The organism is Amycolatopsis sp. NPDC004378, assembly GCF_053602455.1.
This window is the reverse complement of the sequence record NZ_JBSGDR010000001.1, coordinates 382,284-397,610: the sequence shown is the minus strand read 5'-3', so window position 1 is coordinate 397,610 and position 15,327 is coordinate 382,284. Positions and strand designations below refer to the sequence as shown.

Here is a 15,327-nt window from a genome sequence, read left to right as displayed (position 1 = left end):
GACATACAGGACCAACCAGGGGAGCGGTCGTGTCAGCTGGAGGCGGAACCAAGGCGATCATCGCGGCGCTCGGGGCGAACGCCGGGATCGCGGCCGCGAAGTTCGTCGGCTTCCTCGTCACCGGGTCGTCGTCGATGCTGGCCGAGTCCGTGCACTCGCTCGCCGACACCACGAACCAGGGACTGCTCCTGCTCGGCCAGAAGACGTCGAAGCGCGAGGCGGACAAGGAGCACCCCTTCGGCTACGGCCGCGACCGGTACTTCTACTCCTTCATCGTCGCGCTGATGCTCTTCACCCTCGGCGCCGCCTTCGCGATCTACGAAGGCATCCACAAGATCGGCCACCCCGAGCCGCTGGATTCGCCGATCGTCGCGGTGATCATCCTGCTCGTGGCGGTCGGCTTGGAGGGCTACAGCTTCTACACCGCCATCGGCGAGTCGCGGAAGATCAAGGGCGACGCGACCTGGTGGGGTTTCATCCGCCAGGCCAAGGAACCCGAGCTCCCGGTCGTCCTCCTGGAGGACGCGGGTGCGCTGCTCGGTCTCGTCTTCGCGCTGCTGGGCGTCGGCCTTTCGGTCCTCACCGGCGACCCGGTCTGGGACGGCGTCGGCACCCTCGCGATCGGCCTGCTGCTCGGCGTCATCGCGGTCATCCTGATCATCGAGATGAAGAGCCTGCTCATCGGCGAGGGCGCGACCGAGCCGGTGCTCGCGACGATCGTCGACGAGCTCGCCGCGGGCAAGGTCGAGCGCGTCATCCACATCCGCACCCAGTACCTGGGCCCGGACGAGCTGCTCGTCGCCGCGAAGCTGGCGATGGTGCCGGGGCTCGACACGGCCGAGGTGGCCACCGCGATCGACGACGCCGAGGCGCGCGTGCGCGCCAAGGTGCCGGTCGCGAAGCTGATCTACCTCGAGCCCGACCTGGACCGCAGCCTCGCGAAGTAGGTCCAAGATCCACTTCCGGGCGTTCGGCGAGCCGTCACGGACTTGACCCGATAGGGTGACCTACCGCGATACATGCAGGCCAGCGGCAGGAGGTCAACGGTGCCCGGAACGGGATTGTGGCGCACTAAATCGATCGAACAGTCCATTAAGGACACGGACGAGCCGGACACCAAGCTCAGACGGAACCTGAGCGCGTGGGACCTCACCGTCTTCGGGGTCGCGGTCGTCATCGGCGCCGGTATCTTCACGCTCACGGCGCGCACCGCCGGTGACTACGCCGGCCCGTCGGTCTCGCTGGCCTTCGTGTTCGCCGCGATCGCGTGCGCGCTGGCCGCGTTGTGCTACGCCGAGTTCGCGTCGACCGTCCCGGTCGCGGGCAGCGCGTACACGTTCTCCTACGCCACGTTCGGCGAGTTCATGGCGTGGATCATCGGCTGGGACCTGATCCTGGAGCTCGCCGTCGGCGCGGCCGCCGTGTCCAAGGGTTGGTCGGTCTACCTCGAGACGGTGCTCGGCTACCTTTTCGGCAAGGGCGCCAAGACGACGTTCGACATCGGGAGCGTCACCGTCGACTGGGGTGCCCTGCTCGTCGTGGCGATCCTGACGACGCTGCTGGCCGTCGGCACGAAGCTCTCGTCGCGGGTTTCGATGGTGATCACCGGCATCAAGGTCGCCGTCGTGCTGTTCGTGATCATCCTGGGCCTCTTCTACATCAAGGGCGCGAACTACTCGCCGTACATCCCGCCGGGCTCGACCGGCGGCTCGGGCGAAACCGGCGTCGACCAGTCGCTGTTCTCGCTCATCGCGGGCGGCGCGAGCAGCTCGTTCGGCGTCTTCGGCCTGCTGGCCGGTGCTTCGCTGGTGTTCTTCGCGTTCATCGGGTTCGACATCGTGGCGACCACCGCCGAGGAGACGAAGAACCCGCAGAAGGCCGTGCCGCGCGGCATCATGGGCTCGCTGGCGATCGTCACCGTGCTGTACGTCGCGGTGTCGCTGGTGGTCGTCGGCATGACGTCGTACAAGGACCTCGCGACGAAGGCGGGCGACGGCAGCCACAAGACCCTCGCCACGGCGTTCTCCGCGAACGGCGTCGACTGGGCGGCCAACATCATCTCCTTCGGCGCGCTGGCCGGGCTGACCACCGTGGTGATGGTGCTGATGCTGGGCCAGGTCCGGATCATCTACGCGATGTCGCGCGACGGCCTGATGCCGCGCGGGCTCGCCAAGACGGGCGAGCACGGCACGCCGAAGCGCGCGACGCTCATCGTCGGCGGCCTGGTCGCGCTGGCGGCCGGCTTCTTCCCGGCGGACAAGCTGGAGGAGATGGTCAACGTCGGCACGCTGTTCGCGTTCGTGCTGGTCTCCGCGGGCGTGCTGATCCTGCGCCGGACGCGCCCCGACCTGCCCCGCGCGTTCAAGGTGCCGCTGGTGCCCCTGATCCCGATCCTGGCGATCCTCGCGTGCCTGTGGCTGATGCTGAACCTGACCGTGCTGACCTGGCTGCGGTTCATCGCCTGGATGGTGCTGGGCGTGCTGATCTACTTCGGCTACAGCCGCCGGCATTCACTGCTCGGCAAACGCCAGGCGGACGGGGTCGAGGAGTCGGTCAAGGCCCCCGACGCATAACTCGATCGTGTAGGCCCCGCCGACCAGGTTTTCCCTGGTCGGCGGGGCTTTTTTGGTGGCCTTCACATCGGACGATCTTGCTTTTGGTGCCTAAAAGGGGACCCCGTGTAGCGGGTGACGTGACGTGCGATACCTTTCGATCCTTCGTGTGGCACTGACGGGTGAATTACAGCAGCGTGATTCACACTCTCGGTGGCCTCGCGATCACAGATTTCACCAGTGCTCTTCCCCCGCCGGTACAGGAGTTCTGTATGCGTAGTCGTACCTTCCGCGGCGCGATCGCGATCGTCGCGCTGACCACCGCCGCCCTGATGGGAACCGCCGGCTCCGCGCTGGCCTGCGTCCCCGGTGACGACCGTGCCGAAGGCACCGTCGGCAACGCCACCAAGTGCGAGGACATCGGCCTCGGCAAGGCCATCGACGTGTCCGACTTCCTCACGGTCACCGGCGGCACGACGAAGGACCAGTTCCTCACCGTCACCGGTGTGGCCAAGGGTGTCACCGTGGCCGCGATCGTGGTCAAGGGCGGCAACGAGTACAACACCTACGTGCCGGGCAAGAAGGGCCTGTCCGCCACCGTGCCGTGGGAGAAGCTGCACGCCCCCATGGTCGGCAAGGACTACAGGAACGTCCCGACCATCAGCCACTGGTTCGCCTGCGGTGTCAAGAAGGACACCCCGCCGGAGAGCACCGTTCCCACCAAGCCGACGAAGCCGACCGAGACCACGAAGCCCAGTGCTCCGGCCACCTCGGACACCTCGGTCGCGCCGACCAGCACCACGGGTGCCGCGGTCGTTCCGGCCGGCAACGAGTCCGGTACCGGTGGAGGCCTGGCCAACACCGGCTTCGACAACAGCTGGCTGATCTGGGTCGCGGGCCTGCTGCTCGTGGCCGGTGGCGGGCTGCTGGCGCTGCTGAAGTTCCGTCGCAAGGCTTCCGAGTAAGCCGGACCTGAAGTGCCGTGAGGGCCGCATCGAAGGACTCGATGTGGCCCTCACGGCTTTCCGAGGAAGTCCCCGAAGAGCAGGCCCTGCTCACCGCCGGCGGGCTTGCCGAGGCCGGCGGCCATCGCGACGGCGTGGTCCCACTCCGCGTCCACCACGTAGTCCTGGTGCTTGAGCACTCCCGGCGCCCAGCGGTGCCGGCCGGTCGGGCCGCGCAGCGGGTCCGGCAGCCAGTGGTCGCCGCCCAGGATGAGGACGCCGTTCCGGTCCGCCTTCGCCTTCAGCGGCCCCGAGCCGCCTTCGGGCTGGTAGCCGACGCCGTACAGGCAGCGGTCGGAGACCTCGTGCCGCCAGGTCGTCACGCCGCCGCCGAAGATGTCGGTGCCGCGGCACAAGGCACGCCACCGGCCGCCGAGGTCGGCGAAGAGCGTTTCGAGCGCTTCCTGCGGCAGCAACGCCGGGAAGGCGCGCTGGTAGCCCCACTGCAGCGGTGACCCGGCGGTGAGCACGCCGACGCGTTCCAGGTCCTCCTCCGGCAGCTCGGCCGCCAGCCGGGCCGCGGCCATGACCGTGAGCAGGCTGCCGAGGTTGTAGCCGGAGAGCACCACCCGCGTCCCCGGCTCGGCGAGGTGCTCGCGCGCCCGCGCGGCCAGTTCCGGGACGACCTTCAGCGCGTAACACGGCGGCACGGTCGGGTGCGCGGCCCGCGGCCAGAAGCAGACCAGGTCGGCCAATGCCCCGAGGTGACGGCTGCGCTGCGGCGTCCGCGCAGCCGTGTAGACGACGCGCAACAGGCCCGCGGCCAGCGCGCCGAGCGCGACCACGCCGATCGCCGACAGAGGACCGAACCAGCCGGGCACCACCCGGAACCCGAAGCGCAGCACCAGCAGCGCCGCGCCGCCCACGGACATCGCTGACGCGACCGCCAGCGCGAGGTGGTGCAGGTGCCGCCGCTCCCACGCCGAACGCGCCCACGCCGCCGCGGCCTGGGCTTCCTGCCGCTCGTCGTGTTCCATCAGCTCGACGATCTCGGGGATGCCCCGCCGCAGCCGCCGGATCGGGACGGCGACCGCGAAGCCCAGCACCGCGAGCACGGCGGCCAGCGCGAGCCCGGCCCCCCACAGGACCGTGACCAGCAGGTACGTGTCGGGCACCCGCAACAGGCCCGCACCGGAGAGCCGCCGGACGGCTTCGGCCAGGCCGGCGCCGAACCCGCCGCCAAGCAGGCCGGCGAGCGCTAGCACCGGTGCGGCGGCCCAGCCGCCCAGCCACGGCCGCAGCCGCCGCGGCTTGTGCTGCCAGCCAGGCCGGGCCAGCAGCGCGGCCGGGAGCAGGAACAGCGCGAACAGCACGGTGACCGCGACCAGGGCAGCGCCGAGCCCCTCGACGACGCCGTTGGTCCCCGGCAGCGGGCCGGTCCCCGGCCGCATCCGGACCGCGGCCACGACGACCAGCAGGCCCGCCAGCCCGATCACGCCCGGGCGGGCCCAGCGCCCGGTGTCGGCGCCGACCGCCGCGGCCGCGATCGTCGCGAGCACCAGGGCCAGCGTCACGATCCAGACGACCAGGTCGAAGACGTTCCCCGGCACGCGGAACGGCCCGCCGAGCATCAGCAGGGCGATCGAGTCCAGCGCCGCGACGGTGTGGAGGCAGCGCAACGCCGGCGTCTCCGGGTCGGCGCGCATCCGCAGCGGCCCCTCGGACAGGTCGCCGTCGGCGTGCACCGCCCAGGTCGCGCTCGAGATCCGGTGCAGGACGAAGATCACGGCCAGCAGGGGCAGCACGCCGACCGCGATCCGCGCGGGGACCGAGCGCAGGACGTCCGGGACCACCGGCAGGCAGCCCGAAGCGGGCGCGAGGCACTGCGCGGCGAACAGGTCGAGCGCGATCGTCGCTAGCTGGCCCATCAGCAGCATGGTCAGCAGCAGCGCGCCGACGCGCAGCAGGCCGCGGCAGATCCCGCCGAGCACGCGGGGGAGACGGCGGCCCGGCGCCGCCGGCGGCAGCATCCAGAAGGCGACGTTGGCGAGCGAGAACGGGAACAGCAGGGCCCAGGTGGCCTTCGCGGCGCCACCGGAGGTCATCCCGTGCCACAGGTAGCCTTCGAGGGTCCGCGGGATCGACCGGCCCAGCGCCGGCAGCACGGGTCCGGGCGCCGGCCGCCGCAGCCGGTCCGCCGGGCGGATCACGCGACCCAGCCCGTCGCCGGCGACGTCGACGGTCGAGACCGCGTCGAGCAGGGTCTCGCCGCTGGTGCCCACGAGCCCGGCGACGCGGATTTCGACGACGCGGGTGTCCGGGCCGGGCATGGGCACGGTAAGGGTCTCCTAACCGTTCTAGGGAAGGTCGAGCGGACAACGGTAGTGTTCCGGTGTCATCGAGTCTTGGAGGAATCGCCACTATGCCCCCCGAAAGCGTTGCGAAGCGGCACGAGACCCGCAACGGCGTCGAGTTCGCCGTCGCCGACCTCGATGCCGCGGAGTTCGGCCGCAAGGAGATCCGCCTCGCCGAGCACGAGATGCCGGGCCTGATGGCCCTCCGGCGCGAGTACGCGGAGGTCTACCCGCTGCGCGGGGCGCGCGTCTCCGGCTCGCTGCACATGACCGTGCAGACGGCCGTCCTGATCGAGACGCTGGTCGCGCTGGGCGCGGAGGTGCGCTGGGCCTCCTGCAACATCTTCTCGACGCAGGACCACGCGGCGGCCGCGGTCGTCGTCGGCCCGCACGGCACGGCCGAGGAACCGAAGGGCGTCCCGGTCTTCGCCTGGAAGGGCGAGTCGCTCGAGGAGTACTGGTGGTGCACCGAGCGGATGCTCACCTGGGACGGCGAGGGTCCCAACATGATCCTCGACGACGGCGGCGACGCCACGATGCTGGTGCACAAGGGTACCGAGTTCGAGAAGTCCGGCGTCGTGCCGACCCCGGACGAGAACACCTCGGACGAGTTCAAGGTGTTCCTCGAGCTGCTGCGCGACTCGGTGGCGGCCGACACCGGCAAGTGGACGAAGATCGGCGAGGGCATCCGCGGCGTCACCGAGGAGACCACGACCGGCGTCCTGCGGCTGTACCAGCTGGCCGCGGCCGGTGAGCTGCTGTTCCCGGCGATCAACGTCAACGACGCGGTGACGAAGTCGAAGTTCGACAACCGCTACGGCATCCGCCACTCTCTGATCGACGGCATCAACCGCGGCACCGACGTCCTGATCGGCGGCAAGGTCGCGGTGGTCTGCGGCTACGGCGACGTCGGCAAGGGCGCGGCGGAGTCCCTGCGCGGCCAGGGCGCGCGCGTGATCGTCACCGAGATCGACCCGATCTGCGCGCTGCAGGCGGCGATGGACGGCTACCAGGTTCGCACGCTGGAGAACGCGCTGCCGGAAGCCGACATCGTCATCACGACGACCGGCAACAAGGACGTCGTGCTGGTCGAGCACATGGCGAAGATGAAGCACCAGGCGATCCTGGGCAACATCGGCCACTTCGACAACGAGCTCGACATGGCGGGGCTCGCCCGCTACCCGGGCATCCGCCGCATCAACATCAAGCCCCAGGTCGACGAGTGGATCTTCCCGAACGGCAACACGATCATCGTGCTGTCCGAGGGCCGCCTGCTGAACCTGGGCAACGCGACCGGGCACCCGTCGTTCGTGATGTCGAACAGCTTCTCCAACCAGGTGATCGCGCAGATCGAGCTGTTCACCAAGCACGAGGAGTACGACAAGGAGGTCTTCCGCCTCCCCAAGAAGCTGGACGAGAAGGTCGCGAAGATCCACCTCGACGCCCTGGGCGGCGAGCTGACGAAGCTGACCAAGGAACAGGCCGAGTACATCGACGTCGACGTCGAAGGGCCGTTCAAGCCGGAGCATTACCGGTACTGAGGTTTTAGCGTTTCCGCAGGTCAGGGCCGCCCCGAAAGTGTTCGGGGCGGCCCTTTGTTGTGCGTATTGAACAGTGATAACACTAATGGGTTAGTGTTATCATGAACCGGTGAAACAATTGATCGCCCGGATCGACGACGAGCTGCACGCTCGGTTGAAGGCGAGAGCCGAAGCCGAGGGGCGCAGCATGAACGACCTGGTCACCGAGGCCCTGCGGGGCGTGGTCGCGAAGACCGAAACCCGCGCGGAGTGGAAACAACGCATGATCGCGGAAGGCAAGGTGGTGCACGTCGAGCCGCCCGCTCGGGTGCCGACCCTCGATGAGATCGAGGAACACGCCCGGGGCTGGGGCACCGCCGTCAGCGAAGCTCTCGACTGGACGCGAGGTGAATGGTGACCGTGCTCTACGCCGACACCAGCGCGCTGGTCACGGCCTACCTCCCGGACGAGCCGGAGCACGCGAGGTTCCGCGAGCTGCTGCTCGACGGCGATGACTTCATCCTGAGCAGTGATTTCACCCGGATCGAGTTCGCCGGTGCGGTGACCGCCGCCAAGCGGACCGGGCGGATCCCGGATGCCTCGATCCTGCTCGCGCACCTTGATGAGTTCGCGTCGCCTGCCGGCGGCTTGATGCTGATCCCGTTCAACCCGAACCGGGTCATCATGGCCGCCCGGCGACTGGTCGTGGAGAACTACCCGGTGCGCACCCTGGACGCGATCCACATCGCGGTGGCGATGCACGACACCGCCGAGCTCACCGGCGGCGAGCCGGTCACCTTCGTCACCCGCGACGAGCGTCAGGCCGATGCCGCGAAGGCCAACGGGTTCGAGGTCCTGTGACCGCCGACCTCTTCGCCGGCATCGCCGTCCGCGACTACCCCGCGGCCCTCGCCTGGTACGAACGCCTCTTCGGCTCCCCGCCGACCTACGTCGTCAGCGATACCGAAGCCCTCTGGCAAGTCGCTTCGCACGGGTCGGTCGTCGTCGAGCTGCGGCCCGAGCGGGCGGGGCGGGCCTTTCACACCCTCTTCGTCGACGACCTCGACGAGCGCGTCGCCGGGATCTCCGCCCGCGGCATCGAGCCCGCCGAGCGGGAAACCTACGGCAACGGCGTGCGCAAGATCATCTACCGCGACCCCGAAGGAAACGAGCTCGGCATCGGCGGCGGCCCCTCGTAACCTCGAGCCCGTTCTTGGCTTCACCGGTTTCCCTGTGCGCCCGGACTACCCACCGGGCCGTGTGGCGAGCCCTGGCGAAGGCGAAGTCCCGGGCCAAGCGCCGCGGGCGCTAGTTCCACTCGACGGCGACGCCGGCCAGACCCGGGCCGGCGTCGCTGAAGAACGCGCTGCTCACGCCGCCCATGTCGCACGCCAGCTCCTCCGCCACCACCGGCAGGGCGTCGTCGCGGGCCCGGACCTGACGCGTGCAGCGCGCGGGCAGCGCGTTGCGGTCGAAGCGCAGCTGGACCAGGTAGCTCGCGCAGCGGTCGCGCAGCATCCGGTAGTACCCCGGCGACGCCGAACCCGAGTCGTCGCGGACCTCGAAGCAGAACACGTGGATGTCGCCCTCGGCGAGCTTGCGGTCGAACAGCAGCTCCGTCGCCATCGTGTCCGCGTCCGGGTTGCGCCTCATGCGCCCGACGCGGCAGCCCTCGTCGGTGATCAGCTCGACGTCGTCGATGCGGCAGCCCGGGTCGCCGTTGTAGACGGTCAGGTACCGGTCCGGGCCGTGGCGCCGGGCCCGCGTCACCAGCCGCGTGCGCAGGCTCACTTGGCGGTGTTCGGCGTCGAACGTGATCGTGTCGTGGACCGACAGCAGCTCGAGGTCGGCGTTGTAGTGGTTCGACGACGGGTACGCGCCGAGCTCGGCCAGCAGGTCCTCGACGATCGACCCCATGTCGCCGGACCGCAGGTCGTGGAATGACGCCGCCGGCTGGTGGCCGCGCCGGACCAGGCGCGGCCCGATCAGCACCACCAGCGCATCCGCGGGCAGCTGGAGGACCGATTCCAGGGCCCGGACCGCCGGGAGCGCCTTGGGTACCTCGGGCTGCCGCAGGCCGCGCTGCCAGTAGCTCAGCGTGGACTGTCCGATTTGGACCCCGCGCAGCGCGAGGTGCGCGCGCAGGCGCGCCAGCGAGAGGCCGCGGTAGGCGATCGCCAGTCTCAGGGCGTGGTGGAACTCGCCGGTGCGGAGCGCCTCGGTCAGCTCTTTCGGCAACTCGGCGACCGATGCCCGGGTCGTGCGGGCGCCATCGATGATCAGTGGGAGGTTCCCGTCTTGTGCCACCGCTCGTCCCTTCACCCGACCAGTGTGTGCGCTGGGCGTGAACACCGCGGAACGTTCACGTTAGCAGCGTAGAGTGCCCCGGCCGACCCCCGTTCAGGGTGGTTGGCCACGTAATGGTGACTGTTCCGCGTTCCGGCTGTGCCCCGGAACGGTCCGTTCCTCCGGATGGCGTTCTTGCTCCGGGTGACCACGTTGTTCACCGTTGTGACCACCGCTGGTTCGCCCACGTTCGAGCAGGAGGCCGTCCGTGCTGGTGAAGTCGAGCCGGGTTCACGTCGCAGTGGCCGTGAGCCTGCTGTTGTGCCTGGTCGCGCCGGTCACCGCCGGAGCCGCGCCCGGAGTGCCGTCGACCTTCCGGAACCGGATCACGCTGCAGGCCCAGGAGAAGAACCAGTGGTGCTGGGCGGGTTCGGGCGCGACCATCGCGGCCTACCACGGCGCCGCCGTCGGCCAGACGCGGTTCTGCCAGCTCGCCCACGGCGAGTCCGGTCCGGACTGCGCGAACCTGCCCGGCACGCTCGCCGACCCGCAGCGCGCCTTCGCGAAGCTGGGCTTCGCCTCGCCGGGCCGCTACCTCGACCGGCAGATCTCCTTCGCCGACGTCCGGAAGCAGACCTCGGCGAACCGGCCGGTCGAGACGCGGGTCGGGTACCGCTCGGGCGGCGGCCACACGCACGTCCTCTACGGCTACGACACCAGCGGCGACTGGGTGTACTGGGGTGATCCGGGGCCGGCCAAGCGCTACAACTGGTCGACCTACGGGTACTACGCGCAGAACTCGTCTTTCACCTGGACGCACACGCTCACCGGGATCGCCCGATGAGCAGGCGGGCGCTGGTGCTCGCCGTGCTGACCGGCGCGGCGCTGCTGATGACGGCCCCGGTGTCAGGCGCGGCCCAGGCCGCCGGCATCAGCAGCGCCGACGCCGTGGCCGCGCACACCGCGGCCGCGGGGCTCCAGGACGTCCTGGTCCGGTTCTTCGCCCAAGCCCCGGACGCGCGGGGGCCGATCTCGGTGCAGGTCGACGCGGACGCGTACCCCGTCTACGAGCTCTCGCCGGACTTCGTCGTCGGCAAGCCGGGCGCGTCGCCCGGTGACTTCGCCTACTTCGCCGTGCCCGCCCGGGCCTCGGACGGCCGGACGGCGACGCTCTGGTCGGTCCGCGGGGCCGACGGCGCCTGGCAGGTCGGCAACATCGCCTCGGGCGACATCGAGAGCGGTTACGCGCGCAAGCTGCCCGCGGGCGCCCAGCTGCTCCACGAGCCGCAGGTCGACGCCTGGTACGCGGTCCAGGGCGGCCGCGTGACGCCGCTTTCGGACGGCGCAGCGGTGATCACCGTCGCCGACTACCAGCGCACCGTCGCGGCGCGCTACGGGGACAAGCTCCCCGGCTCGGACTACGCCCGCAAGGGCGAGGCCGGCGGCTACGACGCGACGTCCCAGGTGATGCCCCGCGGCGACGGCGGCCCGGCGCCGTCCGGCCACGACACCGGCTGGGTGCCGCTGCTGATCCTCGTGGGGGTGCTGGCCGTCAGCGGCGCCGGCTACCTCCTCCACCTGCGGCGGCACGCCGCGTGAGCCGTACCGGCGGGCCCGGTGTCGATCCGCTTCCACCGGGCCCGCCGGTCCACCACATAATTGAGCCGTGGGTCGACTGGTGGTCATCGAAGGGCTCGACGGCGCGGGCAAGCGGACGCTGGCCGACGGGCTGACAGCGCAACTGCGGGCGAAGGGCGCGAGCATCGCGTCGCTGGCGTTCCCGCGCTACGGCAAGAGCGTGCACGCCGACCTCGTCAAGGAGGCCCTGCACCGCGGGCACGGCGACCTCGCCGACTCGGTGTACGGCATGGCCGTGCTGTACGCGCTCGACCGCAGCGGCGCGGCCGACGACATCCGCGCGCTGCGGGACACGCACGACGTCGTGCTCCTCGACCGCTATGTCGCGTCCAACGCCGCGTACGCGGCCGCGCGCCTGGAGCAGGACGCGACGGGCGACGTCGTGAAGTGGGTGTGGGAGCTGGAAGTCGACCGGTTCGGCCTGCCCCGCCCGGACGCGCACCTGCTGCTGCGGGTCGCGCCCGCTGTCGCCGCCGAACGCGCGGAACGCCGTGCACAAGCCGAAACCGACCGGGAGCGCGACGCCTTCGAGACCGACGACGCCCTGCAGCAGCGCTGCGCGGCCGTGTACGACGAGCTGGCCGCGGCGGGCTGGCTGGCGCCGTGGCACGTGCTGGACGGCGTCGCGGGCGTCGACCTCGAAGCCCTCGCCACGGAGCTACTGGCCGAGTAGCCGAGCCGGGTCGAAGCAGCCGATCGGGTGCGCCGTCGCGCCGTCGACCACCAGGTCCGCAATGATCTCCCCGACCACGGGCGCGAACTTGAAGCCGTGGCCGGAGAACCCGCACGCCAGCACCACCCGGTCTTCGGCCGGGTGCGGGGCGATGACGAAGCTCTCGTCGGCCGTGTCGGTGTACAGGCACGTCGCCGCGCGGAGGAACGCTCCCGGCAACGTCGGCAGGTGCCGTTTGACGACCGAGGCGATCTCGTGGATCTCGTCAGCCGACACCGTCCGGTCGATGCCGTCGGGCGTGCACTCGCGGCCGTCGCTGTGGAACGCGACCTTGACGCCGTCCGCGGCCGCGTTGTGCGCCGGGAACCCGTAGAACGTGTAGCCGTCGCCTTCCCAGATGTACACGGGATGCCGCTCGAACGGCGAAATCCCGCCGGACGGCGCGAACCAGTACTGCACCTGCCGCCGCACGCCGAACGCGACGCCGAGGTCGCGCAGCAGCTCGCCGGCCCACGCGCCGGGGCACAGCACCAGCCGGTCGGCCGTGTAGTAGTTGTGCGACGTCCCGACGCGCACCCCGCCGGACATCGTGCTCCAGGTGAACACCTTCTCCTCGTGGTGCAGCTCGGCGCCGCAGCGCGCGGCGAGCTGCAGGTGCGCGGCGACGCTGCCTTCGGGTGACACCAGCCCGGCGCCCGGCTCGTACAACGCGACCTCGTCCGCCGACGGTGCCATGGTCGGGAACCGGCGGCGGATCTCGCCGGCGTCCAGCAGCTCGTGCGGGATGCCGAACGCGCGGGCCGACGCGACGCTGCCGGTGATCGTCCGCGAGCCCGCCGTGCCGACCATGAGCCCGCCGCAGCGGGTGAACAGCCGCCGTCCGCTGTCCCGCTCGAGGCCGTCCCACAGTTCGTGCGCGCGCAGCAGGAGCGGGACGTACTCGGGGCCTTCGAGGTAGGCCTGGCGCGTGATCCGCGAACCGCCGTGGCTCGACCCGCGGTTGTGCACCGGCGCGAACTGGTCGATGCCGAGCACGCGCTGCCCGCGCTGCGCCAGCCGGTACGCCGCGGCGCTGCCCATCCCGCCGAGCCCGAGCACGATCACGTCGTAGTGCGTCACGCGACCCTCCCCGGCACGCGCCCGCCGAGGTACCCGATCTCCACCGGCGTCCCGAGCCGGCCGTACTCCGCGGGTAGCCAGGCGTACGCGCCGGCCTTGCCGGTGGTGGGGCCGGACCCGGCGCTCGTGACGTACCCGGCGGGGCGGCCGTCGACGTACACCGGTTCCTTGCCCTCGAGGACGTTTTCGGTCGTGAGGCGGACGAGCCGCCGGCTCGCGGTCGCCGCCGAGCGGCCCACCAGGGCGTCGCGCCCGAGGAAGTAGCCCTTGTCCATCCGGACGGCGGGCCCGAGCCCGGCCTCGTACGGGTCGTGCTCGGCGGTGAAGTCGACGCCGGGCGTGCGCACCCCGGCCTCCCGTCGCAGGCCGAGGAACGCCCGGTGCCCGGCGACGGCGATGCCGCGCTCCCGCAGCGCGTCCCACAACGGGCGGCCCAGGTCCGCCGTCGTGTGCAGCTCCCAGCCCGGTTCGCCCACAGTGGACAGTCGCAACGCGACGACCGGGACGTCGCCGACGAAGGTCTCCTCGGCCGAGAAGTCCGTTGTGGACAGTTCCGGGAGGACGGTGCCCGCGAGCGGCCCCCACACGCCGACGCAGCAGGTGCCGGGTGTGGTGTCGTGCACCTGCACCGTGCCGTCGCCGGGCAGGTGCCGCCTCAGCCAGGCGAAGTCCAGCCGTCCGCCGGCGCCGACGTGGAACCGGTCGTCGCCGAGGCGGGCGACGGTCAGCACGCCGCGCACCCCACCGTCTTCGCCGAGCAGGAGCGTTTCCGTCACCGTGCCCGGCGGTTTCGCCAGGTCGGCGGTCGTCATCGCCTGCAGGAACGGCAGCGCGCCGGGACCGGTGACCGCCAGGCGCGGTACGGACGTCAGGTCGAACATCGCGACGCGCTCGCGGGCGACGAGCGCCTCGGCAGCGACCTCGGCCGAGTACCGCGCCGGTCGCGCCCAGCCCGACGACTCGTCGAAGTGCGCGCCGAGGGCGATCTGCCGTTCGTGGAAGGGACTCGTCCGCGGCGGCCCGGCGGTGCGCCGGGCGAGGTCGCAGCCGTGCAGGGCGAGTGCGGGCTGCCCGTCGACGAGCCAGCGCGCCAGTTCGCGCGCGACCCCGGCGGAGTGTTCGGCCAGGACGGCTTTCGCCAGCCAGAAGCCGTCGAGGTCCGGGTGCTCGCCCAGCAGCGGCATCCCGTCCGGGGTGCCGGGCCGCAGGACCGTCGTGGTGGCCTCGAACCCGGCGTCGCGCAGGGCGGGCAGCAGCGCGGCGGCCGTGTCCGCCTCCGCCGCGCCGACGCCGAGCCGGTCGACGTGCTCGCGGACGTACATCCCGCTGTCGAGGTGGCGCAGCACCGGCAACCCGGCCTGGACGTGTTCGTCGTTGTGCCCGGCCAGCTCCGGCAGCGGCGATGTCCGCGCGTACCGGTGGGGCAGCCGTGGCGGCTCGGGCTCGCCGAAGCCGTCGCAGGCGATGACGACGTCGGCGCGCAGGCGCCCGACCGACGTGACGACGCCGGTCACGCGCCCGCCCGCGCGGTCGACGGCCACGACCTCCCCGGCGGTGAACCGGGCACCGCGGGCCTTCGCCCGCCGGGCCTGGGCTTCGGCCGCGCGCCGCGGGTGCAGCAGGCCGTCGCCGGGGACGTGGAACCCGCCCAGCACCCGGTCCGCGTCGAGGAGCGGGTGCAGGTCGGCGCACTCGCCGGGCGTGCGCAGGTAACCGCGCACGCCCCACGACGTCGCCCAGCCGTGCCGCCGCTTCAGGTCGTCGAGACGCTCCGGCGTCGTCGCGACCTCGAGGCTGCCGACCGGGTTGAAGCACCACTGGCCGTCCAGGCCGCCGCACTTCTCGGCGGTGTACTTCGCGAACTCGGTCAGCGTGCGGTCCGCGTGGGTCCGGAACACCAGGCCCGGGTGGTCGCCGGCCTCGCCGTCGCCCAGCACGGTGACGTCGGTCCAGCCGCGCTCGGTCAGCTCGTCGGCGAGCGCGCAGCCGAGCAGGCCGGCGCCGACGACGACCACCCGGGGCCGTGCTGCCATCGCGTTTCCTCCGGGCGACGAGGTTGCGTCTTCGGCAACAAAGTGCGTCATGCGAGACGCGCTGTCAAGCGCCCGAAAGGTGGCCCGGCAGGACATCCTCGGTCCCGTGCCGCCGGAGAGTGTGCCCACGTGGCGGCGGGGACTGCTGCGGCTCGGCGTAGACGCGCGGGCGCTCGCGCCCCGGAACTGGTGGCGTACCCGGGAAACG

14 protein-coding genes are annotated in these 15,327 nt (G+C 71.3%); 10 read left to right on the top strand and 4 right to left on the bottom strand.

All coding sequences use genetic code 11. From position 1 onward, the window contains the following. The first annotated feature begins 29 nt into the window (after nt 1–29). The 3 genes from ACWEN0_RS01985 to ACWEN0_RS01975 all read left to right on the top strand — a co-directional run bounded on the left by ACWEN0_RS01985 (nt 30) and on the right by ACWEN0_RS01975 (nt 3,517). Nucleotides 30–947, top strand: coding sequence for a cation diffusion facilitator family transporter (locus ACWEN0_RS01985; RefSeq protein ID WP_451968073.1), 918 nt, complete (start codon nt 30–32; stop codon nt 945–947). 99 nt (nt 948–1,046) lie between these two features. Further along, nucleotides 1,047–2,573 (top strand): amino acid permease, encoded by a 1,527-nt coding sequence (locus ACWEN0_RS01980; RefSeq protein WP_451968071.1) that lies wholly within the window; start codon nt 1,047–1,049, stop codon nt 2,571–2,573. A 251-nt stretch (nt 2,574–2,824) separates the two neighbouring features. After that, nucleotides 2,825–3,517 (top strand): LPXTG cell wall anchor domain-containing protein, encoded by a 693-nt coding sequence (locus ACWEN0_RS01975; RefSeq protein ID WP_451968069.1) that lies wholly within the window; start codon nt 2,825–2,827, stop codon nt 3,515–3,517. A gap of 50 nt (nt 3,518–3,567) precedes the next feature. Here the strand turns inward: ACWEN0_RS01975 and ACWEN0_RS01970 are convergent, their stop codons facing one another. Then, nucleotides 3,568–5,826 (bottom strand): hypothetical protein, encoded by a 2,259-nt coding sequence (locus ACWEN0_RS01970; protein ID WP_451969805.1) that lies wholly within the window; start codon nt 5,824–5,826, stop codon nt 3,568–3,570. A gap of 92 nt (nt 5,827–5,918) precedes the next feature. On the opposite strand from ACWEN0_RS01970, the gene ahcY reads away from it, so the two are divergent. From ahcY to ACWEN0_RS01950, 4 genes are all read left to right on the top strand, one after another. Continuing rightward, on the top strand, nt 5,919–7,391 hold the full coding sequence (ahcY, locus tag ACWEN0_RS01965; RefSeq protein ID WP_451968067.1) for an adenosylhomocysteinase: 1,473 nt from the start codon (nt 5,919–5,921) through the stop codon (nt 7,389–7,391). Between the two features lie 109 nt (nt 7,392–7,500). Further along, a complete protein-coding gene (locus ACWEN0_RS01960) occupies nt 7,501–7,788 on the top strand; it encodes a FitA-like ribbon-helix-helix domain-containing protein (protein WP_451968065.1) in 288 nt (95 codons plus the stop codon). Beyond that, nucleotides 7,782–8,231 carry a type II toxin-antitoxin system VapC family toxin gene (locus tag ACWEN0_RS01955; RefSeq protein ID WP_451968063.1) on the top strand — a complete coding sequence of 150 codons (450 nt, stop codon included), beginning with the start codon at nt 7,782–7,784 and terminating at the stop codon, nt 8,229–8,231. Before ACWEN0_RS01960 ends, ACWEN0_RS01955 begins: the two co-directional genes overlap by 7 nt. Beyond that, nucleotides 8,228–8,569 (top strand): VOC family protein, encoded by a 342-nt coding sequence (locus ACWEN0_RS01950; protein WP_451968061.1) that lies wholly within the window; start codon nt 8,228–8,230, stop codon nt 8,567–8,569. The genes ACWEN0_RS01955 and ACWEN0_RS01950 overlap by 4 nt, the downstream gene beginning before the upstream one ends. Nucleotides 8,570–8,678: 109 nt before the next feature. Here ACWEN0_RS01950 and ACWEN0_RS01945 read toward each other — a convergent pair whose 3' ends face one another. Continuing rightward, nucleotides 8,679–9,677 (bottom strand): hypothetical protein, encoded by a 999-nt coding sequence (locus ACWEN0_RS01945; RefSeq protein WP_003085563.1) that lies wholly within the window; start codon nt 9,675–9,677, stop codon nt 8,679–8,681. A 247-nt stretch (nt 9,678–9,924) separates the two neighbouring features. On the opposite strand from ACWEN0_RS01945, the gene ACWEN0_RS01940 reads away from it, so the two are divergent. The 3 genes from ACWEN0_RS01940 to ACWEN0_RS01930 all read left to right on the top strand — a co-directional run bounded on the left by ACWEN0_RS01940 (nt 9,925) and on the right by ACWEN0_RS01930 (nt 11,967). Further along, entirely contained in the window at nt 9,925–10,500 is a 576-nt protein-coding gene (locus ACWEN0_RS01940) for a papain-like cysteine protease family protein (RefSeq protein ID WP_451968059.1), read from the top strand. Further along, nucleotides 10,497–11,255, top strand: coding sequence for a hypothetical protein (locus ACWEN0_RS01935; protein WP_451968057.1), 759 nt, complete (start codon nt 10,497–10,499; stop codon nt 11,253–11,255). The genes ACWEN0_RS01940 and ACWEN0_RS01935 overlap by 4 nt, the downstream gene beginning before the upstream one ends. A 79-nt stretch (nt 11,256–11,334) precedes the next feature. Then, on the top strand, nt 11,335–11,967 hold the full coding sequence (locus ACWEN0_RS01930) for a dTMP kinase (RefSeq protein WP_451969804.1): 633 nt from the start codon (nt 11,335–11,337) through the stop codon (nt 11,965–11,967). Here the strand turns inward: ACWEN0_RS01930 and solA are convergent. Both solA and ACWEN0_RS01920 read right to left on the bottom strand, forming a co-directional pair. Then, nucleotides 11,953–13,086, bottom strand: a complete 1,134-nt coding sequence (gene solA / locus ACWEN0_RS01925; protein ID WP_451968055.1) for an N-methyl-L-tryptophan oxidase — start codon at nt 13,084–13,086, stop codon at nt 11,953–11,955. The two genes, ACWEN0_RS01930 and solA, sit on opposite strands and share 15 nt — an antisense overlap. Then, entirely contained in the window at nt 13,083–15,119 is a 2,037-nt protein-coding gene (locus ACWEN0_RS01920) for an FAD-dependent oxidoreductase (protein ID WP_451968053.1), read from the bottom strand. Before ACWEN0_RS01920 ends, solA begins: the two co-directional genes overlap by 4 nt. Nucleotides 15,120–15,327: the final 208 nt, after the last annotated feature.

Coding starts and splice junctions, on each gene's coding strand:
- ACWEN0_RS01955 (WP_451968063.1), top strand. CDS start 7,782: ATGGTGACCGTGCTCTACGCCGACACCAGCGCGCTGGTCACGGCCTAC.
- ACWEN0_RS01970 (WP_451969805.1), bottom strand. CDS start 5,826: ATGCCCGGCCCGGACACCCGCGTCGTCGAAATCCGCGTCGCCGGGCTC.
- ACWEN0_RS01935 (WP_451968057.1), top strand. CDS start 10,497: ATGAGCAGGCGGGCGCTGGTGCTCGCCGTGCTGACCGGCGCGGCGCTG.
- ACWEN0_RS01975 (WP_451968069.1), top strand. CDS start 2,825: ATGCGTAGTCGTACCTTCCGCGGCGCGATCGCGATCGTCGCGCTGACC.
- ahcY (WP_451968067.1), top strand. CDS start 5,919: ATGCCCCCCGAAAGCGTTGCGAAGCGGCACGAGACCCGCAACGGCGTC.
- ACWEN0_RS01920 (WP_451968053.1), bottom strand. CDS start 15,119: ATGGCAGCACGGCCCCGGGTGGTCGTCGTCGGCGCCGGCCTGCTCGGC.